Source organism: Acinetobacter sp. YH12137 (assembly GCF_013418535.1).
GTDB lineage: Bacteria > Pseudomonadota > Gammaproteobacteria > Pseudomonadales > Moraxellaceae > Acinetobacter.
Window position 1 is genome coordinate 1 of the sequence record NZ_VPBW01000040.1, and the last position, 22748, is coordinate 22748.

The 22748-nt window shown below is 42.0% G+C and carries 27 protein-coding genes, 1 rRNA gene and 2 pseudogenes; 8 read left to right on the forward strand and 22 right to left on the reverse strand.

Going from position 1 to position 22748, the window contains the following annotated elements; genetic code table 11:
• Positions 1-102 (forward strand): 5S ribosomal RNA (gene rrf, locus FTU72_RS13970); the annotation flags it as partial.
• 108 nt (positions 103-210) lie between these two features.
• On the opposite strand, the gene FTU72_RS13975 is transcribed toward rrf, so the two are convergent.
• From FTU72_RS13975 to rplM, 9 genes are all read right to left on the reverse strand, one after another.
• Entirely contained in the window at positions 211-624 is a 414-nt protein-coding gene (locus FTU72_RS13975; RefSeq protein WP_180053029.1) for a roadblock/LC7 domain-containing protein, read from the reverse strand.
• 10 nt (positions 625-634) lie between these two features.
• The gene (locus FTU72_RS13980) at positions 635-1177 is read right to left on the reverse strand and encodes an ATP/GTP-binding protein (protein ID WP_180053028.1); all 543 of its coding nucleotides are present in this window, start codon (positions 1175-1177) and stop codon (positions 635-637) included.
• Between the two features lie 14 nt (positions 1178-1191).
• Entirely contained in the window at positions 1192-2169 is a 978-nt protein-coding gene (locus tag FTU72_RS13985) for a hypothetical protein (RefSeq protein WP_180053027.1), read from the reverse strand.
• An 87-nt stretch (positions 2170-2256) separates the two neighbouring features.
• Positions 2257-2583, reverse strand: a complete 327-nt coding sequence (locus tag FTU72_RS13990; RefSeq protein ID WP_249365120.1) for a roadblock/LC7 domain-containing protein — start codon at positions 2581-2583, stop codon at positions 2257-2259.
• Between the two features lie 454 nt (positions 2584-3037).
• On the reverse strand, positions 3038-3685 hold the full coding sequence (locus tag FTU72_RS13995) for a hypothetical protein (protein ID WP_180003890.1): 648 nt from the start codon (positions 3683-3685) through the stop codon (positions 3038-3040).
• Between the two features lie 18 nt (positions 3686-3703).
• Entirely contained in the window at positions 3704-4132 is a 429-nt protein-coding gene (locus tag FTU72_RS14000) for a ClpXP protease specificity-enhancing factor (protein WP_034704105.1), read from the reverse strand.
• Entirely contained in the window at positions 4125-4793 is a 669-nt protein-coding gene (locus tag FTU72_RS14005) for a glutathione S-transferase N-terminal domain-containing protein (protein ID WP_180053026.1), read from the reverse strand. Before FTU72_RS14005 ends, FTU72_RS14000 begins: the two co-directional genes overlap by 8 nt.
• A gap of 334 nt (positions 4794-5127) precedes the next feature.
• On the reverse strand, positions 5128-5514 hold the full coding sequence (rpsI, locus tag FTU72_RS14010; RefSeq protein ID WP_004785251.1) for a 30S ribosomal protein S9: 387 nt from the start codon (positions 5512-5514) through the stop codon (positions 5128-5130).
• A 12-nt stretch (positions 5515-5526) separates the two neighbouring features.
• Positions 5527-5955 (reverse strand): 50S ribosomal protein L13, encoded by a 429-nt coding sequence (gene rplM, locus FTU72_RS14015; protein WP_004785249.1) that lies wholly within the window; start codon positions 5953-5955, stop codon positions 5527-5529.
• A gap of 535 nt (positions 5956-6490) precedes the next feature.
• Here rplM and pdxA point away from each other — a divergent pair.
• Genes pdxA through FTU72_RS14030 form a run of 3 tightly spaced genes read left to right on the forward strand, consistent with a single transcriptional unit; the run spans position 6491 to position 9153 of the window.
• The gene (gene pdxA, locus FTU72_RS14020; RefSeq protein ID WP_218947532.1) at positions 6491-7459 is read left to right on the forward strand and encodes a 4-hydroxythreonine-4-phosphate dehydrogenase PdxA; all 969 of its coding nucleotides are present in this window, start codon (positions 6491-6493) and stop codon (positions 7457-7459) included.
• Positions 7460-7489: 30 nt separating this feature from the next.
• Complete coding sequence (gene rsmA / locus FTU72_RS14025; RefSeq protein WP_159123656.1) at positions 7490-8302, forward strand: 16S rRNA (adenine(1518)-N(6)/adenine(1519)-N(6))-dimethyltransferase RsmA; 813 nt, start codon at positions 7490-7492, stop codon at positions 8300-8302.
• Positions 8303-8307: 5 nt separating this feature from the next.
• Positions 8308-9153, forward strand: coding sequence for a symmetrical bis(5'-nucleosyl)-tetraphosphatase (locus FTU72_RS14030; RefSeq protein ID WP_180003886.1), 846 nt, complete (start codon positions 8308-8310; stop codon positions 9151-9153).
• Between the two features lie 56 nt (positions 9154-9209).
• Here the strand turns inward: FTU72_RS14030 and FTU72_RS14035 are convergent, their stop codons facing one another.
• The 7 genes from FTU72_RS14035 to FTU72_RS16450 form a co-directional block, all read right to left on the reverse strand.
• Positions 9210-9656, reverse strand: coding sequence for a DUF2147 domain-containing protein (locus FTU72_RS14035; protein ID WP_034704141.1), 447 nt, complete (start codon positions 9654-9656; stop codon positions 9210-9212).
• A 141-nt stretch (positions 9657-9797) separates the two neighbouring features.
• On the reverse strand, positions 9798-10247 hold the full coding sequence (locus FTU72_RS14040; protein ID WP_004785238.1) for a DUF2147 domain-containing protein: 450 nt from the start codon (positions 10245-10247) through the stop codon (positions 9798-9800).
• A gap of 397 nt (positions 10248-10644) precedes the next feature.
• A complete protein-coding gene (locus FTU72_RS14045) occupies positions 10645-11091 on the reverse strand; it encodes a DUF2147 domain-containing protein (RefSeq protein ID WP_159123659.1) in 447 nt (148 codons plus the stop codon).
• 87 nt (positions 11092-11178) lie between these two features.
• A complete protein-coding gene (locus tag FTU72_RS14050; RefSeq protein WP_159123660.1) occupies positions 11179-11853 on the reverse strand; it encodes an LrgB family protein in 675 nt (224 codons plus the stop codon).
• 9 nt (positions 11854-11862) lie between these two features.
• Entirely contained in the window at positions 11863-12234 is a 372-nt protein-coding gene (locus FTU72_RS14055) for a hypothetical protein (RefSeq protein ID WP_034704120.1), read from the reverse strand.
• Between the two features lie 34 nt (positions 12235-12268).
• Complete coding sequence (gene hflX / locus FTU72_RS14060) at positions 12269-13609, reverse strand: ribosome rescue GTPase HflX (protein WP_180053025.1); 1341 nt, start codon at positions 13607-13609, stop codon at positions 12269-12271.
• A gap of 76 nt (positions 13610-13685) precedes the next feature.
• Positions 13686-13817 (reverse strand): hypothetical protein, encoded by a 132-nt coding sequence (locus tag FTU72_RS16450; RefSeq protein ID WP_004785224.1) that lies wholly within the window; start codon positions 13815-13817, stop codon positions 13686-13688.
• Positions 13818-14006: 189 nt separating this feature from the next.
• On the opposite strand from FTU72_RS16450, the gene FTU72_RS14065 reads away from it, so the two are divergent.
• A complete protein-coding gene (locus tag FTU72_RS14065) occupies positions 14007-14816 on the forward strand; it encodes a 1-acyl-sn-glycerol-3-phosphate acyltransferase (RefSeq protein WP_180053024.1) in 810 nt (269 codons plus the stop codon).
• 35 nt (positions 14817-14851) lie between these two features.
• Here FTU72_RS14065 and FTU72_RS14070 read toward each other — a convergent pair whose 3' ends face one another.
• The gene (locus FTU72_RS14070; RefSeq protein ID WP_171521878.1) at positions 14852-16486 is read right to left on the reverse strand and encodes a phospholipase D family protein; all 1635 of its coding nucleotides are present in this window, start codon (positions 16484-16486) and stop codon (positions 14852-14854) included.
• A 101-nt stretch (positions 16487-16587) separates the two neighbouring features.
• Between FTU72_RS14070 and FTU72_RS14075 the strand changes: the two genes are divergently transcribed.
• Positions 16588-17598, forward strand: coding sequence for a metallophosphoesterase (locus FTU72_RS14075; protein ID WP_034704127.1), 1011 nt, complete (start codon positions 16588-16590; stop codon positions 17596-17598).
• 24 nt (positions 17599-17622) lie between these two features.
• Here the strand turns inward: FTU72_RS14075 and FTU72_RS14080 are convergent, their stop codons facing one another.
• The 3 genes from FTU72_RS14080 to FTU72_RS14090 all read right to left on the reverse strand — a co-directional run bounded on the left by FTU72_RS14080 (position 17623) and on the right by FTU72_RS14090 (position 20283).
• Positions 17623-18036, reverse strand: a complete 414-nt coding sequence (locus FTU72_RS14080) for a hypothetical protein (protein WP_180053023.1) — start codon at positions 18034-18036, stop codon at positions 17623-17625.
• Positions 18037-18179: 143 nt separating this feature from the next.
• Positions 18180-19496, reverse strand: a complete 1317-nt coding sequence (locus tag FTU72_RS14085) for an MFS transporter (RefSeq protein WP_180003873.1) — start codon at positions 19494-19496, stop codon at positions 18180-18182.
• 142 nt (positions 19497-19638) lie between these two features.
• A complete protein-coding gene (locus FTU72_RS14090; RefSeq protein WP_034704133.1) occupies positions 19639-20283 on the reverse strand; it encodes a hemolysin III family protein in 645 nt (214 codons plus the stop codon).
• 102 nt (positions 20284-20385) lie between these two features.
• On the opposite strand from FTU72_RS14090, the pseudogene FTU72_RS14095 reads away from it, so the two are divergent.
• A pseudogene (locus FTU72_RS14095) lies at positions 20386-21602 on the forward strand (SAM-dependent methyltransferase).
• Positions 21596-22033, forward strand: a complete 438-nt coding sequence (locus tag FTU72_RS14100) for a GNAT family N-acetyltransferase (protein ID WP_180053022.1) — start codon at positions 21596-21598, stop codon at positions 22031-22033. The pseudogene FTU72_RS14095 and the gene FTU72_RS14100 overlap by 7 nt, the downstream one beginning before the upstream one ends.
• Before the next feature lie 53 nt (positions 22034-22086).
• On the opposite strand, the gene FTU72_RS14105 is transcribed toward FTU72_RS14100, so the two are convergent.
• A complete protein-coding gene (locus FTU72_RS14105; RefSeq protein WP_034705429.1) occupies positions 22087-22440 on the reverse strand; it encodes a hypothetical protein in 354 nt (117 codons plus the stop codon).
• A gap of 162 nt (positions 22441-22602) precedes the next feature.
• A pseudogene (locus tag FTU72_RS14110) lies at positions 22603-22748 on the reverse strand (IS4 family transposase); the annotation flags it as partial.

Below are 22748 nucleotides of genomic sequence, written 5' to 3' on the forward strand. Positions count from 1 at the left end.
GCAAGAGTGAACCACCTGATCCCTTCCCGAACTCAGAAGTGAAACCTCTTAGCGCTGATGGTAGTGTGGGGTCTCCCATGTGAGAGTAAGTCATCGCCAGCTCATTATTCCAAAAGCCCTCTGCTCATGCAGGGGGCTTTTTTTATAGAAAAAATAAAGATGAAATAGAAAAAGGCTTAAATAAATTTAAGCCTTTTTGAATCTATCTATTTATTGATCTGCAGCGATAATGGACTGTGTGGCATTCTTCAGCATATACAGGGCCTGACCCAATAAAATATCTTTTTCGGCTAAAGTGACCAGAATAAGAGGGTGTTTCGGTGCTGCAACCGCTGTCAAAATGGCTTTACCATTTTCTGCATCCAAAGTAATACTCTGACAGCCAGTAAGATGGATTTCCTTAGTAAATGCAGAAACCATCGCTAAAATTGAACTGCTCACAGCAGCCAGCTTGCTGTTGTTATAGTTATCTTTCTTATGAATTGTGGTCAATTCAAACCCATCTGTTGAGCAGACCATTACATAATATACGCCACGAACATTGCTAATAATCTCCTGAATTTGCTGTTTGGCATGCTGTACGAGGGCTTCTGGGGCTTGACGTCTTTCTTGTATAGTGAGCATGCTTTAATCCTTAGCTCATGAGGTTATGGTTGACTTCGATTGAAGTAATGAGGGCTTCTAAGAGAAGTAAGATGTCGTCTTTTTGACGTGCATCTACAAAAAAGAGGGGAGTATAGAGATCCTGCTGGATCAGCCAGTCCTTATAAATCTGGGTAAAATGAGGGCTTTCAAGATCACTGTGCGTAATCCCAATGGCAATATTATGGGTATATTCCTGGAATACTTCGATATAGCTTTCCAGTTCCTGGATCGGATCACTCACTGTATGATCAATAAGGATAATGGCACCTAGTGCGCCTTGACAGATGACAGGCCAGATAAAGTCAAAGCGACTTTGTCCAGGCATCCCATACAGGCCAATTTTGGTTCCATCTTCTAATGTAATTTCACCATAATCAATTCCTACCGTGGTTTCCATTTTTGAATGACTGCGGTCGTCAGTATTCAGTGCCTCAGTGAGTAGCACTGGTATATCAGATAAGGAACGTATTGCGGCTGTTTTACCTGCACCCATGGAGCCCGCAAAAACGATTTTATATTGTTGTAGAATCATAAGTATTTACTTTATTAAAATCCAAATTTAAATCGTAGCTTTCCAAAAAAGCTTTTGATGAAACTTTGCTGTTCTATTCTTTCAACTGGCTCAGTGGTGCGATAACGACTTTCCCAAGCATTAATTTTTTCAATATTTCCGGAAGCCATGCTGGCTGCGATAAATTGTCGAAGCGTGAGTAAAGAAATTGCATGTTGTTCAGCAATTTTTGAAATTTTAGCCCCTTGAATAAAACAGGCTGATATCTGAAAAATACGTTTTTTATGCAGCGGATGAGCCGGCTTTGGCCAGTAATGAATTTTGTAGTGACCATCTTCAGGTGCGATCTGGGCAAAACTAGGCGAGTTCCAGAAAAAATTCCATAACCAGTCCTGCAGAATCTGCGTTTCTCTACGTGTCACTTTTAAAAGGTCGGTAGTAGAGGCGAAGTCATATTGAAAAGAAAAGTCTGTGCCTGTTTCAGCCCGGTCTTTGTTTAACCAGGCCAGACTTTTTGCTGAGTCAATGATGGCAATGGTGCCATGCCGGTCATAGAGACGTAATTTACCTTTTTCAGGATGCAGCATCTCTTTAAAAAAGTTAATCGTGTAAGGATGGTCAGAAGATTGCTGGATCTGAATGGGGGCTGAAAATATAGGCTCTTCTATTTCTGAGGTAGTTACTGAATTAAGGACGTTTTGCTCAAACCAGTGCTTGAGAATTTGTGTGTTTTGCAGGGGTAAAGAGAGCGTATTATTTATAATCTGGTTCGAATATTGAGCATTTTTAGAGATACATAAATAAGGGCATTTTTGGTTTTTGAGAACACGTTGGATACCCTCTGTTTCAAGAAAGTATTCATACACCAACAGGCAATCGAGATGAGGATCGGAAGCAGTGTTCCATTGCAGGATAAAATGATCAGGAGTGATGTGCTGTAAAGTCTTTTTTAGTTCATCTGCATCGTGAATACTTAAACCTGCTATTCCAATATGAATATAATGCCTATGCATTTTAAGTCTCGATTAAAGTTTATATTTTATTGGGTGAAGCGTATAAGAATCCCCTTTATCGCATGAAATAAAGGGGAAAACTGTGTATTAGCTAAAGTCTAAACCTTGTTCAAAAGATTTAAGCTCATGACGAGCCATAGCCAGGTTTGCTTTAGAACGATCCAGTACAAGATACAGGAATACATTATTATTCTTTTCGAGTGGGCGAATGAGATGATATTGCTTGCCCAGCGTAATCAGAATATCTTCAATCGAGTCATTCAGATTTAATGAATTCGCTACACGGCGTTTTGCGCGAACCACTTCTGTATTGCCGGCTGCTGCAAGTTCAAGATCGATATTGCCACCACCTTGAGTTGCTAAAGCCAAGCCGCTTTCACCATCAGCTAATGCTGCAGCAACGAAACCATCAATGTCTGTAAGTGTATCTTAGGTTACCTTAGCCATAATTATTTCCCTGTTATAAAAATAGTTGATGCGTTAGTTGTATTTGATGAAGTTCGAATATTATCTTTTTCATTCAAATTCATTATAAAAATGGGGGAGTAAATTACAATTGAAATAAAAACCATATAAAATTTAATGTTTTACTTTATATCTTAATTTTTAACTTGTACTTTTTAATTATGTGATGCGTTTATCTTTTTATTTAAGGATATGTGAAATGATTTTGTGATTATTTTTTAATCTATAATCTCACCTTAATCTAAAAGATGTAATAAAATATTTTGAATGGATTATGGAACTAATTAGGTAAAAATTTCAGTTGAAAAAATAGATTCACTTCATTCCCTGATAAATTTAAAGAATAAAAAAAGCCAATATCTCATTGGCTTTTAGTAAAACTAAATTTTTGAGGTTGAAGTAGTTATGCAAATACGCGTAATACTGCTTCAATCAATACCCAAAGAATCGCAAGCGCAACCACTGGCTCAACGATTTTTGCCCAGGTTGGTGTTTCTACAACAGCAACTTCTTCAACATCATGATGCTGGCTATTTTGATGAACCATTTGGCTAAACTCCTTCATTGATGCTTCTAATGATAGCTCTTCTTCATGAATTGGTTTAGAGCCTTTGAGTTCTGTTAGGTTATTTGTTGTCCAAACCCAATCATCTGCCTGCCCAGACAAATGTTCAATTTGTCCTTTCAACAGCTCTTGGATACTGGTCTGATTATGATTGCCAGTATCATGTAACTGCTTCAATTCAGTCAGCTGAAAATGGAAAATTTCAGACGTGAGCTGCTCCAGCTCGGGTTTCGGTAAAGTTGACTTGTTTTCCACTCGGGTAGTCAGGTGACGGGCGATTTCCAGAATATAAAGTTTATCTGGATGCTTGATTTCATTATATATTTTTTGCGGATTGTTACGCCATTCGCTAATCAGTTTGCCTAAAGTGAGAGCATTGATTTCTGAAATATATTTACGTCTTTCTTCTTTTGTATAGCCTTGTAGAAGCTCAGGCTTTTGAGTTTCTATCTGTTCAACAAAATATTGTACTAAATCAAAAGCCATTCACTTACTCCATTATTTTTAATCTAATAACCTTAGGGTTGGTTTTTTCTTTGCGGGTTCAGGCTGTTCTTCAGTGCTTGATTTTAAAGCATCTTCATCACTTTGTGTATGCTCATATTCATTTGGATCAAAGAATAATCCTTGACCATTTTCACGTGCATAGATCCCGAGGACTGCTGCCATCGGTACATAGATATCACGTGATACACCACCAAAACGTGCTGAGAAGGTGATGGCTTCATTATCCATATTCAGCGCATGAACTGCATGCGGCACAATATTCAGGACAATCTGGCCATCTTTAATAAACTGCTCGGGTACCATGGTGTTTGGACGTGTAGCATCGACCAGCAGATAAGGCGTCATATTGTTATCGCAAATCCACTCATAGATTGCACGTGCCATATAGGGACGGGTAGGACTTAAGTTGAATTCTTGTTCAGACATGATGTTTCTCTACAGGTTTGATTTGCTCTTGGTAGCGGTTTTTTTCCTGCAAGGTCATGGATTTTGCAAATGCAGGACGGCTAAAAACTCGCTGGCAATATAAATAAAATGGACGACATTGTTGTCGAGGTAATTCTACTCCCATGCTTTTAAGTCGAATGAAAATGGGAGCCAGCATGCAATCCAAGATGCTGAAATGTTCCGACATAAAATAAGGGAAATGCTGGAACAGGGGCGTTAATGAAATCAGGATATCATGCAACTGTTTTTGAGCCTTCACTTTGGCTGCAGTATCCAGAGTATCCGGATGACATAGCATGATATCGGCCAGTTTGAGCCAGTCATTTTCAAAACGCCAGATATATTGTCGCTGTTCCGCACGAGGCATGGGAGCATCTGCATAGAGCTTGTTCTGGCGGTAACGATCGTCTATATATTCGGAAATGATGCTGGTATTGAATAATTTTAAATCATTTTCAATCAGCATGGGCAGCTGGTTATAAGGATTGAGGCTGGCCAGATCTTCATCATCACTATCGACCAGAATCAGGTTATATTTAATCTGCTTTTCGGCAAGTACGTAGCGAATCCAATGGGAACGAAAGTCATCGGCATGGCTATATAAGGTGAGTCCTTGAAGTGGCGCGCTTTCGACTGACATAAATCCTGATTAAGTTCTAATGAATAGACTAGGATACTAAAAATCAACCTAAAAAGCACGAAGCATAAAAAGCCAATTGGACTAAGGCAGGGTAGAGTAGAGAAAAAAATGAAAGGAGCAGAACAACATGATCATGAATTTTGGCTTAATCATTCTGTTTATTATCATCGGTGTTGCGAATTATTATCTGACCAAATCCTTCTGGTGTCATGAAGGGGTATGGGGTAAGGATGTGCATGAACAATGATAATAAAAATAATATTAAGTGGTCATTTTCAAGCCATAAAAAAACCCTGGTATACACCAGGGTTTTTTGTCCGATTCGGTAAACGAATTAACGTTTAGAGAATTGAGGACGTTTACGAGCTTTACGTAAACCAAGTTTCTTACGTTCAACTTCACGAGCATCACGAGTAACGAAACCAGCTTGACGAAGAGCAGGTTTAAGAGTTTCGTCAGAAGCGATCAGTGCACGAGTAATACCGTGACGGATAGCGCCTGCTTGACCACCGATACCACCACCAGCAACAGTGATGTAAAGGTCATATTTCTCAGTCGCTTCAAGAAGCTCTAGAGGTTGACGAACAACCATACGAGCAGTCTCACGACCGAAGTATTGTTCTAAAGAACGGTTGTTGATTACGAGTTTACCAGTACCAGCAGATAGGAAAACACGTGCAGTTGCGGTCTTACGGCGACCTGTACCATAGTTAGTAGCCATGTGCTGTATCCCTTAGATGTCCAAAACTTGTGGCTGTTGAGCAGTATGTGGATGCTCAGTACCAGCGTACACTTTCATTTTTTTGATCATTGCATAACCAAGAGGACCTTTTGGCAACATGCCTTTTACAGCGCGTTGGAAAATTTCTTCTGGTTTGTGAGCAACTAATTTTTCAAAATTAGTTTCACGAATACCACCAGGGAAACCAGTATGGCGATAGTATTTCTTGTCAAGTGATTTGTTACCAGTCACTTGGACTTGCTCAGCATTGATAACAACGATGTAATCACCAGTGTCAACGTGAGGAGTATAAGAAGTTTTATGCTTACCGCGTAAACGACGAGCGATTTCAGTCGCGAGACGACCTAAAGTTTTGCCAGAAGCATCAACAACGTACCAGTCGTGTTGAACTTCAGCTGGCTTAGCGCTGAGAGTTTTCATTAAACCACTACCTATTATAGTTGGTTTGGACTATGGAAGCTGTCCAAACAAAAGGAGACCGAATTCTACCCGAAAGCCGGGAGAACCACAATGAAAATATAAAATTTCAAGCGCTGTATTTTACAACGTCTTTCAATAAATGACTAGTAGGATTTTTAGCCTATAAACACATATGATTAATCATTAAATAATAAAACGGACCTAAGACTAGGGGTACATCTTTGTATGAATGGATTCACTTGTTTTTTAATATGTATTTCTTGAACAAATGGCCCGTCTTCGATTCTGCTTAGGTTTGCTTTCTAAACTTGAGGCAATCTTCCTTGAAAATGCCAAAAGCTAAACATGTCGAGTATTGAGATGATTGCCCGAAACTCTTTATAGGGTTCATTGATGTCAGTCCGGTTTTATCTCTCTTTAATATAATGAGAAAGGTACAGTATTATTTGAATAAACATCATCTAAACCTTTATCTAGAACTTTCCCTGTGAAATTTGTACTAAAATAAGGACAATTGATAATACAGAAGAAAGTCATGCTGCCTTTATATATTACCAGTGGTGAACCTGCCGGAATTGGTCCAGATATCTGCCTGAGTTTGGCGGATCGTATTGATGAACGTCCATTGGTGGTACTTGCCGATCTGGAAATGCTCCGTCAACGGGCGCAGCAGTTAAAACTTCTGGTTGAACTGATTGAATATACAGGGCAAACGACTTCTTCAGAAAAAGGCCAGCTTTATGTTGAGCACGTGCCTTTAAAAGAACCAGTAGTACTAGGTCAGCTAAATAGCCATAATGCCGCTTATGTACTGGAGCAGCTACGCCGTTCAGCCGAATATGCCATGTCAGGTAAAAGTGTCGGAGTTGCCACAGCACCTGTACAGAAATCAGTCATTAATGATGCGGGAATTCATTTCAGTGGTCATACCGAGTATTACCAGGAATTTGCAGGTGTGCCTCGTGTGGTAATGATGCTAGCGACTAAAACTTTACGTGTAGCCCTTGCAACCACACATCTTCCACTTCGTGCAGTCGCAGATGCCATTACTCCGGAACGCCTGCATCAGGTGATTGATATCCTGATTCATGACCTGAAATCCAAATTTAAAATCGAGCATCCACATATTTTGGTCTGTGGTTTAAACCCACATGCAGGTGAGGGCGGTTATCTGGGGATGGAAGAGATTGAAGTGATCAATCCTGTGCTTGAAAGCTATCGCGCTCAGGGTATCAATATGAGTTTGAGCCTGCCTGCAGATACTTTATTTACTCCTGAAAACCTGACAGATGCCGATGCTGTTCTGGCGATGTATCACGATCAGGGTTTACCTGTGTTAAAATCTCAGGGCTTTGGTGAAGCCATCAATATTACTTTGGGCTTACCGTTTATCCGAACTTCTGTCGATCACGGCACAGCACTCTCCCTCGCAGGTACAGGCTTTGCGAAAAGCTCAAGCTTACATGTGGCTGTGGATTTGGCGCTGGATTTAGCGCGTCAATGATCTCGTCTTTATTACACGTTGGAAATGTCTATGTATCAGATTAATGCCTTAAACCCAAAAGATGAAGGGCATCACACGCGTAAGCGTTTTGGTCAAAACTTCTTACATGACCAACGTGTCATTGCTAAAATTGTGCGTTCGGTAAATCCGCGTGCAGGCGAAAATATTGTTGAAATTGGTCCGGGTCTGGCTGCTTTGACATCACCTTTAATTGGTGAATGTGATGCCTTAACCGTACTTGAGCTGGACCGTGACTTGGCCGCTGGTTTGCCGGGTCGTGTGCCGCATCCTGAACGTTTAACCATTATTGAAACGGATGCACTGAAATACGATTTCACCAATTTGTTTGAAGAAGGTCGTCCGTTACGTGTAGTCGGGAACCTGCCTTATAACATTTCGACACCACTGTTGTTCCATCTCCTGGAATTTGGTGACAAAGTCAAAGACATGCACTTCATGCTGCAAAAAGAAGTGGTCGATCGTATTACAGCTTCACCAAATACCAAAGAATATGGTCGTTTGTCGGTCATGATCCAGTATTACTGCAAACCGACTTTCCTGTTTGAAGTGCCGCCAGGCTCTTTCAATCCGCCACCAAAAGTGACGTCTGCCGTGTTCCGTTTGGAGCCGTACGATGTAAAACCGATCGTGGCAAAAAATGAAAAAGCTTTGGCTCGTCTGGTATCGCATGTATTTACCCAGCGCCGTAAGACTTTGCGTAATAGCTTGAAAGGGATGCTGGTTGAAGATGGTTTTGAAAAGGCAGGTGTAGATCCAATGGCACGTCCAGAGACACTGACACTTGCCCAATTTGTGGCTTTATCTGATCAAATGGTAGCTTAAAAATAATGACCCGCACTGTTCGATACAATTATGTGATTGGTGATGTACAAGGCTGTTTCGAAGCCTTGAAGGCACTACTGAAAGAAATCCGTTTTGATCCTGATCAGGACTTTATCTGGTTTGCTGGTGATCTGGTGGCTCGAGGGGAAAACTCGCTGGGTGCATTACGCTTTATTAAAAAGCTGGCGGATAATGGCGTGGCGGCAACAGTACTCGGTAATCATGACCTGACTTTGCTGGCTTATGCACGCGGCATCAAGCCCATTAAAGACAAGGATAATGTCCGTGATGTGATTGATGCGATCGACAGTGATGAGCTAATTGACTGGATCCGTAAACAGCCGATGTGTCTGTTTCCGAATGAACAGACAGTGCTCACGCATGCCGGTATTCCCAATATCTGGGATGCAGAAAAGACTGCACAGCTGGCAAAAGAAGTAGAAGCGATCATTGCACATGATGATTTTGAAGTGGTGGATGCTTTTTTAAAGGAAATGTTTGGGAAAGAGCCTACACTCTGGTCAGATGAATTAGAAGGTCATGAGCGTACACGCTGTATCGTGAATTACCTGACCCGGATGCGTTTAACTGATGCAGAAGGGCGTCTGGAATATAGTTTTAAAGATTCACTGGATGATCCGATGCCAGAAGGTTTTAAGCCCTGGTTTGAATTTGAATCGAAAACTGCAGCAACCCATCAAATTGTATTTGGACACTGGGCCGCTTTACAGGGTAAAACCATTTCTGGGCGAATTCAGAATGTCGATGGTGGCTGTGTCTGGGGTAATCAGTTGATGGCTTATCGACTGGAAGACCAGCAAATGTTTGCCGTCGATAATCCGGTATTTTAAAATATTTAAAGCTCAAAAAAGCCACGTTGAACGTGGCTTTTTTATTGTGCTGATGATTAGTCTGCGCGAATCCAGGTCTGGTTGCGGCCCAGAACTGAAACACCCACACTGGCACGTAGCGTTAAACGCTTGCCGGTATTGTTTAGACGAACCTTGGCATCATAAATTTTACCTGCCAATGGATCAATGACACGACCTTTTTCATAATTTTTGGTGCCTTCAACGTGTTTCAGGCCTTTTAGAATAGTCATGCCTAAAATCGGTTGATCGGTATAAGGGGCTGGACATTTATTACATTTTTCGCGTGGTGTATAACCTGGACGTGGCGTGATTTTCGCAATCTTGCCTGAGTAAGTATTATTTGCTTCTTTTTCGATGACAATGATGGCTTTTGCTGCTCCAGTTTTATCATCAATCTGCTGCCAGGTTCCGCTAATATCTTGAGCCCACAGGTTCATCATGAATCCTGTAGTCAATGTGGCAAGGAGTATCTTCTTTAACATATCCATCATTCCAAAGAACTTTTCATTATTGCCCGCACATGTTAGGAAGATTGCACAAATAGTCAATAAATAATTAAAAATCATGGAATTAAATTTATAAAAAAAGCTGCCTGTTTGGCAGCTTTGAGAAAAAGTGTGAACTTATTCCTGACGGATCCAGGTCTGGCTACGGCCTAAAGCAGAAACACCCACATAACCACGTAGGGTTAAACGTTTGCCGTTGCTGCTTAGACGAACCTTGGCATCGTAAATTTTACCTGCCAATGGATCAATCACACGACCTTTTTCATAATTCACGCTATCACCGACCTGTTTTAAACCTGTCAGTACGTCCATCCCCAAGATCGGCTGATTGGTATAAGGAGCAGGACATTTATTACAGGTTTTTTGTGGGGTATAACCTGGACGAGGCGTTACTTTGACAATTTTCCCGGCATAAGTACCATTGCTGTCCTGACGGATTTCAATCAGTGCTTTGGGTGAACCAGTCTTATCATCGATTTGTTGCCATGTCCCGGTCAAGTCTTGTGCATAAATGGTCCCAGTCATGAATGTAGCAATGAGCATTAATCCTAATTTAGATTTATTCATTTATATTTATCCTTTTTTCATAGATGAAACAAACTATCCCAAACACAAGCGTGTGGTTTTTTAATTTTGGTTGATTTTAGAGTAATGAGCGTTGCAGATCGCTCGGTCAATCTGCTTTAAGCCTGTTGATTCCCCATGACAGAAACCTGTCGATGTTAATTGCTTTGTTACTGAATTTTCAGTAAAAGCAGAGAAATTCAGTAAGATCTTTAACATGGTAATGTCTTGCATTCTATCTCCTTATATTGCGCATCAAAATCCGTTTGATGCTAAGCCTGTTAAAGCAAATGAATCTAATATTTATATGCATGTTTTATATTGTATAAAAAAAGCATCTGTCTAATATTGATACAACTTAATGCATGAAAATGCAAGCTTCTGTGCACTAAGTCATGAATTAATCTTGTTTAATCCAAGTCTGGCTGCGTCCCAAGGCTGAAACACCTACATAACCACGTAGGATTAGACGTTTGCCATTGGCACTTAATTTAGCTTTGGTGTTGTAAATATTGCCGGATAAAGGGTCAATCAGTTTACCTTGAGAGAAATTATTGTTACCTGCATCCTTTAAGCCGGTGAGTACATCCAGACCAAGAATCGGTTTATTGGTATAAGGTGCAGGGCAGGAAACACAGGTTTCGCGCGGTGTGTAGCCAGGACGAGGCGTAATCTTGGTAATTTTGGCGGTATAAACACCATTTGAAGTTTCACGAATTTCCAGAATTGCTTTAGCTGATCCTGTTTTATCGTCAATACTTCTCCAGGTACCTGAAATATCGGAAGCGAAAGCCAGATGACTGAAAAAGGTCAGGGCTAAAACGGATAATAATTGAACCTTTTTCATAGGTCTGTTCCTGAGTGAAAAATTCTTTATTTCCCTATAGTAAGAATAGTTTCATTCAGAAACAAACGTTAAATATTGATTGATGAGTCACATTTTTTGCAGATAAAGTATAAAAGTTGGCAACCAGATCGCAGTAAAAACGGCATTCACTGCCATGCCAAACGTAGCATAACGTCCGGCAACACTGCCACGCTGCCAGGCTTGAGCTGTACCAATCGCATGTGCTGCTAGACCTAGAGCCAGACCTGAAGCACGCTCATCATTGATATGTCGTAAAATAAATGGTGAAAATGCTGCACCAATTACGCCAGACAAAATGACGATCAGAATGGCCAGACTAACAGGTGCCTCCAGTAAGGTCGCAATATTAATTGCAATTGGTGTCGTGACTGCACGGGTGGCAAAGGCCATGATGTCGCCAGAAGACATATGTAGTAAATAGGCGAGACCCATCGGTAAGGCGACCGCACTGATACTGGCAAAAACCAGAATTCCGACAATAGCTTTCAGTGGCAGGTCATCATAACGCATGGCGGCTAGCGGAATCGCCAGTGCAACTGTGACATAACCAAGCAAATGGTTAAACAGTGGATTGACCTCATCCATATAATGCTCATAAGGAATACCCAGCACCAATAAAATCACCAGCACCAGGAACATGCTAAACACAATCACAGGAATTTGCGGAATAACACGATTGCAGGGTTTGGCAAGCAGATAAGCAATTAAGGTAATCGCAAAGCCATAAAGAACAGAAAACATGTGCGACTCCTATAACCAGCGTTTTGCCATTTTGGCGTAGATCCAAAGAGGTAGCAGAGTACTCAGGCATAACACCAGCATAAAGGCCGGAATTTTTTGTCCCATATGCATCAACATAATTAGCGCGCCTGCACTAATCGGTAAAAAAGCGAAGGCACTTTCTTTCATCAGCTTGTTATTAGTATCCACCAGACGCGCTGGAATTTTGCCAAAATAGCGCCAGGCAAATAAGGTGACTAGCAGGCTGATGAGTCCGACCAGGTTGCCCAATTCAGGATGATCTAGCTGGGTCATTAGCCAGACTGAAGCTTCACGAAATACAATAATTAAGAGGAGAGTGCTGATCCATGCTGGCCAGTCAATATGTTTTATCCAGTTCATTGGTGATGTCATTTAAAAGTTTACTTATCAAGTTTTACTCGATCTTACGCTGGATTTCAAACTCTTCAAGTGGACGCTGGAATTGAAGTGCTTGAGATCCCAGAATTTCTTCTATCGGTAAATGAGCCTGTTTGATCAACTGTTCCAGCTTCGGAGGTGCAATCCGTACATCGATATGTAACTGACCTTCATCATCATAATGTTCAGACTGAATCACGTTCAGCGCATAAAGTTGATTGCGCAGTTTGCCATAGGCAGGTTTCAATACCAGTTCAAAGTGCTGAATCTGACCCATTAATGCTTCATGCACGGCTTTGCGTAACAGATCCAGACCTTCACCACTATGTGCTGAAACATAGACCCGTTCAGGCTGACCGGGCTGGCGATAAATGATTTTGGCATCTTCACCGCTACAGTCGATTTTATTATAAACTCGTAACACCGGGACGTCGGCACCAATTTCCTTGAGCACCTTTTCAACGGCTTCAATTTGTTCAAGCATTTCCGGACTGCTGGAATCAATCACATGCAAAAGCAGGGTGGCTTCAACGGTTTCTTCCAGTGTGGCTTTAAAAGATTCGACCAGTGAATGCGAAAGATTACGCACAAAGCCTACCGTATCTGCCAGTACCAGATTACCGACGCCGTCCCATTGCAGGCGTCTTAAAGTTGGATCCAGAGTCGCAAATAGTTGGTCTGCTGCATAAACATCGCTATCGGCCAGAATATTGAATAAGGTAGATTTTCCCGCATTGGTATAACCTACTAAAGACACGGTTGGAACAGCCGCTTTTTGCCGAGCAACACGGCCCTGAATACGGGTTTGACGGACTTTTTCTATTTTGGTTTTAAGCTGTCCCATGCGGATACGCAATAAACGGCGATCTGTTTCTAGCAGGGTTTCACCCGGACCACGCAGACCGATCCCGCCTTTCTGGCTATCCAGATTGGTACGGCTACGAACCAGTCGTGAAGACAGATGCTGTAATTGTGCCAGTTCAACTTGCAGTTTCCCTTCATAGGTACGGGCACGCTGTGCAAAAATATCGAGGATGAGTTCGGTACGATCAACCACCCGGCAATGCACCACATTTTCAAGGTTACGTGCTTGGGCAGGTGTCAGCGCATGATCGAAGATGACCAGATTGGCATCCAATTCTTTGACCCGTTCAGCAATTTCTTCTGCTTTTCCTGAACCCACAAAAAATTTGGCATCCGGTTTTAAGCGTTGAACAAAGAGATGTTCCAGAATTTCGGCATTTGCAGATTGAGCTAACAGATGAAACTCTTCAGCATCAAGGTCATCCAGCATTTGTACGCTCACACTGACCAGTATGACGCGTTCTTTTCCCTGATGTTGCTCAAAATATTCCACTCAGGCCAATCTCCAGTTGAAAACTTCATTTTAGTTGAAAATGAACTTTACAGATACTGAAATAGCGGGCTTTGTTTTAGAGTGCCGTGACAAACAGTTGTGCAAGTGTTACGAGCAGCGCCGTATATAACAGGGTACCACCCAAGATATAGCTCAATACTTTTAAGGGCCGAATCATCTCAGCTGATTTCACTGTTTCATCTTGCATGATGAGCATCCTTTTTAATCTAATATTTCGATTGATTTATTTTATTTAATTCATTTAATGAATTTAAATTGAAAATATAGATGTACTTGGTCGTTTTTTATTATCAATGCAAGTTGGACATGAACAGTATAAAATGGGTTTAATTCGTGGATATTCCCTGTATCTTGTTTAGGATTTAGTGATCTTTTTATGAACTCGACTGTACAAAATCAATCACCTGAGATACAAGGTTTTGCAAAATTCTTTCTTTATACAAGAAAAACGACTTCTGCATTAGCAGCCATCAGCCAGGGGTTTTATCTGGTTTACCGTCATGGTTTGTATAAAGATCCGAATAATCCGAACAATACCCGATATGTGCAGTATTTCTGTCGCCAGTTGTGCAAGGTATTTAATATTGAGGTTCAGGTCCATGGCGTGATTCCACGTGAGCCGGCATTATGGGTGAGCAATCATGTGTCCTGGCTGGATATCGCCGTTTTGGGTTCAGGCGCGCGAGTGTTTTTTCTGGCCAAAGCTGAAATTGAAAATTGGCCAATTCTAGGCAAGCTGGCTAAAGGTGGTGGCACCTTATTTATCAAGCGTGGTTCAGGAGATTCGGTCAGAATCCGTGAACAGATTACCGGCTTCCTGAAACAGAATATTCCAGTCCTGTTTTTTCCTGAAGCGACCACATCTGATGGACGCTCAATTAAAAAAATTTATGGACGTATTCTGGGTGCAGCGATTGAAGCGCAACGTCCGGTACAAATCTGTCTGATCTGTTATGTGAATCAGCAGGGTGAACTAGATATGGTGGCGCCTTTTATTGGGAACATCAGTTTTGCCAAACATGTACAGAATGTTCTGGAAATGCCTAAAGTGACAGCTCATCTGATGGCCTTACCAGCAATTTCGACTGAAGGGCATACAGTAGAAAGCCTGACTGCATTAGTACATGAAAATATGCTAGAAGGTTTGCAAAGGTTACAAACCAATGTAATAAAAAAGCCTCATTAAGAGGCTTTTTTATTAGAAATACTCAGAGATATTCATTACATAAAACCTTCGATCGGGAGGATTGACAGGAATTTTATTGAGGCTTTTTGATACCACTTCATTCCTGGCTCTTTTTTAAAGGTCTTTGTTTCACCTTTGGCATTGCGGATTTTCCAGTTAATGTTCTGGTTGGCATCCAGAACCAACTTATAGGCATACTTGCTTAAATTCTTGTCCATGGTTTCGTGTACCGCACGGGCCAGATTAGGACTATTTAGCAATACGCCAATTTCAGTATTCAAATAAGCTGAGCGTGGATCGAAATTAAAAGAACCAATAAATACCTGTTTCTGGTCAATGGCCATCAGTTTGGCATGCAGGCTGGAACGGCTCAGGCCTTTTAAGCTGACCTTCGCTTTTTGTGCCAGCTCTTCAGTATTGGCATTCAAGTTGTCGGCATCTGGCGCGGCCAAAAACTCGTAAAGTTTTACATCATTTTCTAGCAATTCCTGACGATATTTAGCATAAAAGGCATGGACCAGCGGCACGTCATTGGCCTTATAAGAATTGGTCAGTACTCGAACTTTGACATCTTCTGAAGCCAATTTCTTGAGACGTTCTGCACCCTGTTTTTCCGGTACAAAATAGGCCGACACGATATCCACACTTTCTTCCGGTTTTTCCAGATGCTGTAATAACTGGAAGTTCAAGTGATCTTCAGTCTTAGCCTTTGACTTGATTTTACTTGGTGGATCTTTGACGACTTCAGCTTCTACCCAATCAAGTTGAATGTTGTGTTCCAGCCATTTATCGAAAGCCTGTGAACGATTGGCCAGATTCAGGTAGTTCTGGATTGCAGTATCATGGCTATATTCTTCCAGCTGCTGTTTCAGGCTCGGGTAGCGTAGCGTATGATGACGAGGATTAACAATCTGCCGAACCGGATAGGCATAATCATCATTCCAGTATTCATCAAAAGAATGAATGATTTCATCAGAAGCGGCACCGACCAACATCACATCTACATCAGAGAACTGATAACTGTCACTGACGTTATAATATTGGTTACTCATATTACGGCCGCCAATCAGGGCAATCTGGTTATCGGCAATGAAGCTTTTGTTATGCATGCGGCGGTTGATCCGTTTTAGATCCAGCAGCATATCCATGGCACGATATTTACGGAAACGGTAGGGGTTATACAGTTTGACCTCAATATTCTGGTGCTGATCCAGCGCCAGATAAATGCCTTCCATTTTCTTGGCATTGTTGTCGTCCATCAATAAACGGACTTTTACGCCACGGTCTGCTGCCTGAATGAGGGCATGCAAGGCCAATGCACCAATACGGTCGTTATCCCAGATGTAATATTGCAGATCTAGACTGCGTTCCGCTTTATTAATCAGCTGGATACGTGCAGCGAGTGCTTCGAGCGGATCTGGCAACACGTGATAACCGGTCAGGCCAATATTCTGCCGACGTAAGGGCTCAACAATCTGGGCCAGACTGGTTTGCGAGGTATCCGTTTCAAATGCCATCCGGCTAGGTTGTTCAGTTTGCGGAGGCAGCGTACTGCAAGCAGGAATGCCGAGTACCAGGCTGCAGCTCAGTAAAATGCCAGCTTTATAGCGGTAAGCTTTTGATAAGCCAGAGGGTTTTGAATGAGCGGAAGCGTGGGGAGCATTTACCATAAACATCAAAGACTGAAAAATTTGGATTGAGTATAATTGCCAGCTATGAAAAGATAAATATAAAGCCACTAATCAGCTCCTCGACTCGACAAGGCAAATCTATGTGGGATACCAGTTCCGTACTTTTTTATTTTTATCTAGGCATGGCCATTCTTGCCGTTTGGGCAGTGTATCAGGCCTGGTCGAGTCAGTCTCGTACAGAAACCATTCATCCCTTTAAAGCGTTTTGTCACCTGCTGGCTTTTTATCTGGCCTATTTACTGATTCCGTTGGTGTTCTTCAGTATTTATGCAGGATGGATGGGCTACTATTCGATTCATGAGTCTATTTTTATTTTCGTGATTAGTGCCGTACTCAGTTATGCACGTTTTATCGAGCCGCATTTGATTCGGGTCGAAACCACGCCTTATCAAATCAATCCTCAGCAGAAACTTAAAAAACCGGTACGGATTGCCCTGATTGCAGATTTACATATTGGTCTGTTTTCTGGACATGAACGCCAGTTAAGACAGATTGTACATAAGCTGAACCATCTGAAACCGGACTTGGTGGTGGTTGCAGGGGACTGGACCTATGAACCGGAAAATAAACTGGCACAGGAGCTGGCTGTCTTAAAGGAAATTCATGCGCCGGTATATTCGGTGACAGGGAATCATGATGAACAGTATCCTGGCCCTCCGATTCAGGAATTGCTTCGTTATGCGCTGGAAGTGAATCAGGTCATGGATATTGAAGGGCAGATTGTCGAGTTTGATGAATTTCGTCTGTTAGGGGTAGGGGATCTTTGGGCTGGAAAAACCGATATGCGCGCAATGCCGGATCTGCCTCAAGACAAGCCTTGGGTGATTCTGTCGCATAATCCAGATACCGTGGATATGGTGCCGAAATTGCCAACACGACCATTGATGCTTTCTGGACATACACATGGTGGGCAGGTCGAGTTACCCTGGCTGACGGATTATGTGATGAAAAAGGTTTCCATTCTGGGCCATAAAAAAGGCTTGTACCGGCATGAGCATGCAGATGTATTTGTGACCGTGGGAACGGGCATGGTAGGGGTACCATTTCGTTTTCGCGTACCACCAACCATTGATATTATCGAATTGGTCTAAAAAAAACTGATTCATTCGCTGCTGTTAAAGCAGTAGCCAGAGCACAATAATAATCAGTAAAATAACGGCTGCGGTGATCCAGATTTTCTTTTCAATCTCACGGCCGGGCACACGTTTGCCGACTTGCTGTGCAGCCACCTCAGTATCTTTAGCGATGCTAAGGTTGGGATGATCTGGAACTTCCAAAGATGTAGTTACCACCGGAATATTTTCATCAGCATCATCAGTAAAGCGTGGGCCGATATTGCCTTTATTGTCTCGATTAAGCGCCAGATCATGCTCTCTGACAATTTCATCAATGACCTGTATCGCCTGTGATTCATCTAAAGCTGTATGCGCCCGGATATAGCGAATGGCGTCCAGTTTTTTATCATCCTCTAGCAGAATCACAATATCTACCAGCTGTTCTTGAGTAAGTTGCTCAATAAGATCCTGCATCACTCTGTCTCATTCTCTGGCTTTATTTATTTGATTGTTCCCGAAATATCAGCAAAGAAGTAGCAAGTTTTTGTTGTGAAATCATAAAAAAAGCCAGCATGAACTGCTGGCTTTGATTGAGATGATTTAATCTGTCAAGATCCTTAGATCTGATTGTTTACATCATCATTTTTAGTTTCACGGATCAGCAAGAATGCAAGTAATGACAGGATAGAGGCTGCTGTGAGGTAATAACCTACTGCAGACAAGCCATACGTTGTTGCCAGTTTGGTTGCAATCAGTGGCGCAAAAGATGCACCAAAAATACCTGCCAGGTTAAAGGTCAGGGCAGAACCGGTATAACGTACTGAAGTAGGGAAGATTTCAGACAATACGGTACCAATCGGACCATAAGTCAGACCCATGATCGCTAGGCCAATACATAAAAAGAAGAACACAACCAGCGTACTGCCTGATTCAAGCATATCGGCAAAGAAGATACCGAAAATAGCAGAGACCACACATACCGCGATTGAAGTTGTCTTACGACCGAATTTTTCTGCAAGAACTGCTGAAAGTGGAATAAATGCAGCAAAGCACAAAGTTGCAACTAATTGCAATTGAAGGAATTCTTCACGTGTATAGCCGAGCTGTTTAGTACCCCATTGCAATGCGAATACAGTCGTCAGGTAGAACACCACGAATGTACAGATCGCAGCGATGGTACCCAATACCAGCATTTTAGAATGCTTTTTGAATACTTCGAAGAAGGGTACATTCACTTCTTTCTGCTTTTTCAACACGTTCTGGAATGCAGGGGTTTCATGCAATTTCAAGCGAATCCATAAACCCATAATCACCAGTAGCGCACTAGAGATAAATGGAATACGCCAGCCCCATTGCATGAACTCTGCTTCAGACATGAATGCGCCAAGCGTCAAGAATGAACCTGTTGCCAGAATGAAGCCAATTGGTGCACCAAGTTGCGGGAACATACCATACCAGGCACGTTTGCCTTCTGGCGCATTTTCAGTTGCCAGTAGAACCGCACCTGACCATTCACCACCCAAACCAAGACCTTGGCCTAAACGGCAAAGGGCCAGCAATAGTGGCGCAGCAATACCGATTTGTGCATAAGTTGGCAATAAACCAATGGCAACGGTAGAAAGACCCATGGTCAACAAGGCCGCGACCAGTGTCGCTTTACGTCCGATCCGGTCTCCCAGATGACCAAAAAGTGCAGCGCCGATTGGACGGGCAATAAAGGCAATCGCAAAGGTTGCCAGCGACTGAATAGTCGCAGTCATAGGATCTGTACTTGTAGGGAAGAACAGATAAGGGAAAATAATAACGGCAGCTGTGGCATAAATATAGAAATCGAAGAACTCGATTGTAGTGCCCACTAAACTTGCTGTTAAAACACGAAATTTTGAATTGGTTGCTGTAGTTTCTGTTACAGCGATAGAATCTGAAGACGCCATGAATAACCTTACACTTACTAAAAATAAAAAACTTAGTTTTAAAAGCGTAATCTTTTTAAAAAAGGCGTAATTTTTTAAAAAAACAACTGCAATCTTCTCGTTTCAACTCGCTCAGGGTCACTGAAATGGAGAAATGAGATGATTAAATCACGTAAAGATAGATAGACAGAAAATGTGATCCTGCGCCTATCAATACAAAAATGTGCCAGATAGCGTGGGTATATCTTACTCTTTTCAAAGCGTAAAACAATGCACCTACAGTGTATGCTAAGCCACCAATGATCAGAAAGGTTAAAGATTGAGCACTTAAGTACTGCTGCATATCGTCCATAACCAGTAGTGCCAACCATCCCATGACCAGATAAGCGACCAAAGAAAGTTTCTGGAAACGGTTGATGAAAATGAACTTGAATAGTGTTCCCAGTACAGCAATCACCCATAAGGCAATCAGTAAATACTGGGCTTTGGCCGTTGGAATCGCAATCGACAGGAAGGGGGTATAGGTACCTGCAATCAGGTAGTAAATTGCCGTATGATCAACTTTTTTGTAAAAATAGCGTCGGTCTGCAGCGGTAGACATATGGTAGAGCATAGAAGCGGAAAACAGCAGAATCATGCTGAAAGCATAGACCCAAAGGCCAATCCATTGTCCTGTACTCAAATAAGAGCCTTTAATAATCAATAAAATACCGGCAATCAAAGCCAGCGCAGCACCAAGGCCATGACTAATATAATTAATCCGTTCCTCATTGTGATCATAATCTGGAACTAGGGGAGCATTCTGCATGATTGTCATTCTTGTTTAAATATACACTTGTATAATAATTTAATTTTGCTTTTAAGTTAAGAACAATTAAACTTGAGCAGCAATTCATATCAGGTTTTTCTTATGTCGACATCGACTTCTCTCTCGGTTCAGGAACAACAATTCTTGGAGGCTTTTCAGCAAGCCTTTGAAACTGATCATTTTGATCGTCTGATCTTAAGTCAGTATAAAGGTGAACTTGAACAATTGGAGAAAATGACCTTTAGAGTCATTTCGCTCAATGAACAGAAGGTTTTGAGCTGTGTCTATCGATACAAGACTCAGGATGTCACCAAAAACTATCCTTTGAATGAAGCCTTGACTCAAGTAACGGAATTATTGGCCTGTTGCAAGCAAGCTAACCTGTTCACCGATCAGGAAGAATTGCAGCTGAAGAAAAACAAGAAAAAGGCCATGCTGACACGAAGTAAAGCTAAACCTGCCTCTACAAAGACAAAAGCCGAGCAGGGCCATGACCGGGTTAAACAGCGTTATGTCGATCAGGACAGTGTATTCCTACAGCATTTAGGAATCACCGATCAGCAAGGCCAGATCATTCCGAGCATGGCGCGTAAGTGGAAACAGATTAATAAATTTGTCGAGATTTTCTCAGGCGCACTGGCTCAAATCCAGCCGCAGGAACAAGGATTACATATCGTCGATTTCGGTTCAGGTAAGGGATATTTAACCTGTGCGCTATATGATTATATGCAAAAACATGGTCAGACGCCGTATGTCACCGGCGTAGAGCTGAATCCGAAAATGGTCGAGTTCTGTCAGAATGTCGCGCAGCAATCTGGTTTTAGCCAGCTGGATTTCTTCCAGGGCGATGTGCGTACCTATGAACCGGAACGTCTCGATGTGATGATCGCTCTGCCTGTGATGTGGCGACCGATTTTGCAATCCATAGCGGTATTCGCTTGAATGCACAGATCATCATGTGTGCTCCATGCTGTCATAAAGAGTTAAGACCGCAATTACAGAGTCCGAAAGTGCTGTCACCAATGTTGCAGTTTGGCATCCATGCTGGGCAGCAAGCCGAAATGCTGACGGATACCATTCGTGCCTTATTGCTTAAGGCGTATGGGTATGAAACCAAGGTCTTTGAATTTGTGGCCCTAGAACACACCAGTAAAAATAAAATGATTCTGGCGACCAAACGGAAGGATTATGGACAGCCCGATCAGGCTGTTCTCGCCCAGATTCAGGCATTAAAAGTGATGTATGGAATTCAAAAACATTCACTGGAATTGTTATTGAATAACCAGTGGGATCAGCAGGGAATTGGTTCTAAATGCTAGACAATCACAATCTTAAGATCGTGTCAGGCAGCTGGGATGAGTTAGCCCAAGATGCCAGAGTGATACGTGAAGCCGTTTTTATTCAGGAACAGCAAATTGCTCCCGAAGATGAATGGGATGCTGAGGATGCAATCTCTACGCATTTTGTGGCTTATTTACAGGATCAACCCGTTGCAACTGCACGCTTATTAAAAAATCACAGTATTGGTCGTGTAGCTGTGTTGCAGTCGGCACGTGGTACGGGTATCGGCCAAATTATCATGCAGGCTGTGATTGATCAGGCCAAGACAGAGCAACGTGAATTCCTAAAGCTTTCTTCACAGGTACATGCGATTGGCTTTTATCAGAACTTGGGTTTTGACGTGCAGGGTGAAGAATATCTGGATTGTGGCATTCCACATATAGATATGTATCTCAGCTTAAAAGACTAAAAAATAAAAAAGCGAGGAAAACCTCGCTTTTTTAAATTTGATCTTGGAACTGCTTAGTGGCCATGAGTGGTATTTTCGTCATGGCTAGCATTGTCCATCTGTGCATGTTCTTCAGCAGACATATTGTGCTCTTCCACGCTCGTCTCATGAGTCTGATGAGATGAAGAGGTCGCCTGACGAGCTTCACGGTCAGCCTGTGCTTTGGCTAAAGCTTCTGGAGACATCGCAGGTGCATTCTTAAATGCATGCTGCTGGGTATTTTCTTTCTTTTGCTGGCTTGGCATGTAGTCTGGTTCATTACTGACCGCAAGCCAGAAAAACAACATGAATAATCCACCTAAAATACAGAAGATAATCAGTGCTTTCCAACCCCAAGGTGATTTTTCAGGTGAACTGTGATCAGTCATATGCATGTACCCATCGTGGATGTCTAACTCATGTAACTTTATAACATAAATTGCCTGGAAAGCAGATCAAAATGTGTCATTTAGAGAGAATATCAAACTTAGAAATTCTATGGCGTTGAAATAAAAAAAGAGGAGCTAAGCTCATTGCTGTCCCACAATTTTTCACAAGAGGAAGCTCATTTGAGCTTCCTCTTGTTTTATGGGTATTTTATCGGGTGAAAATAAAGCTTTTAAAGTTCTTCTTTCAAACAAATTCACTTGAATTATTCTGAGTAAACGTTGAACTGTCCAACCTGTTTTTCCTAAAT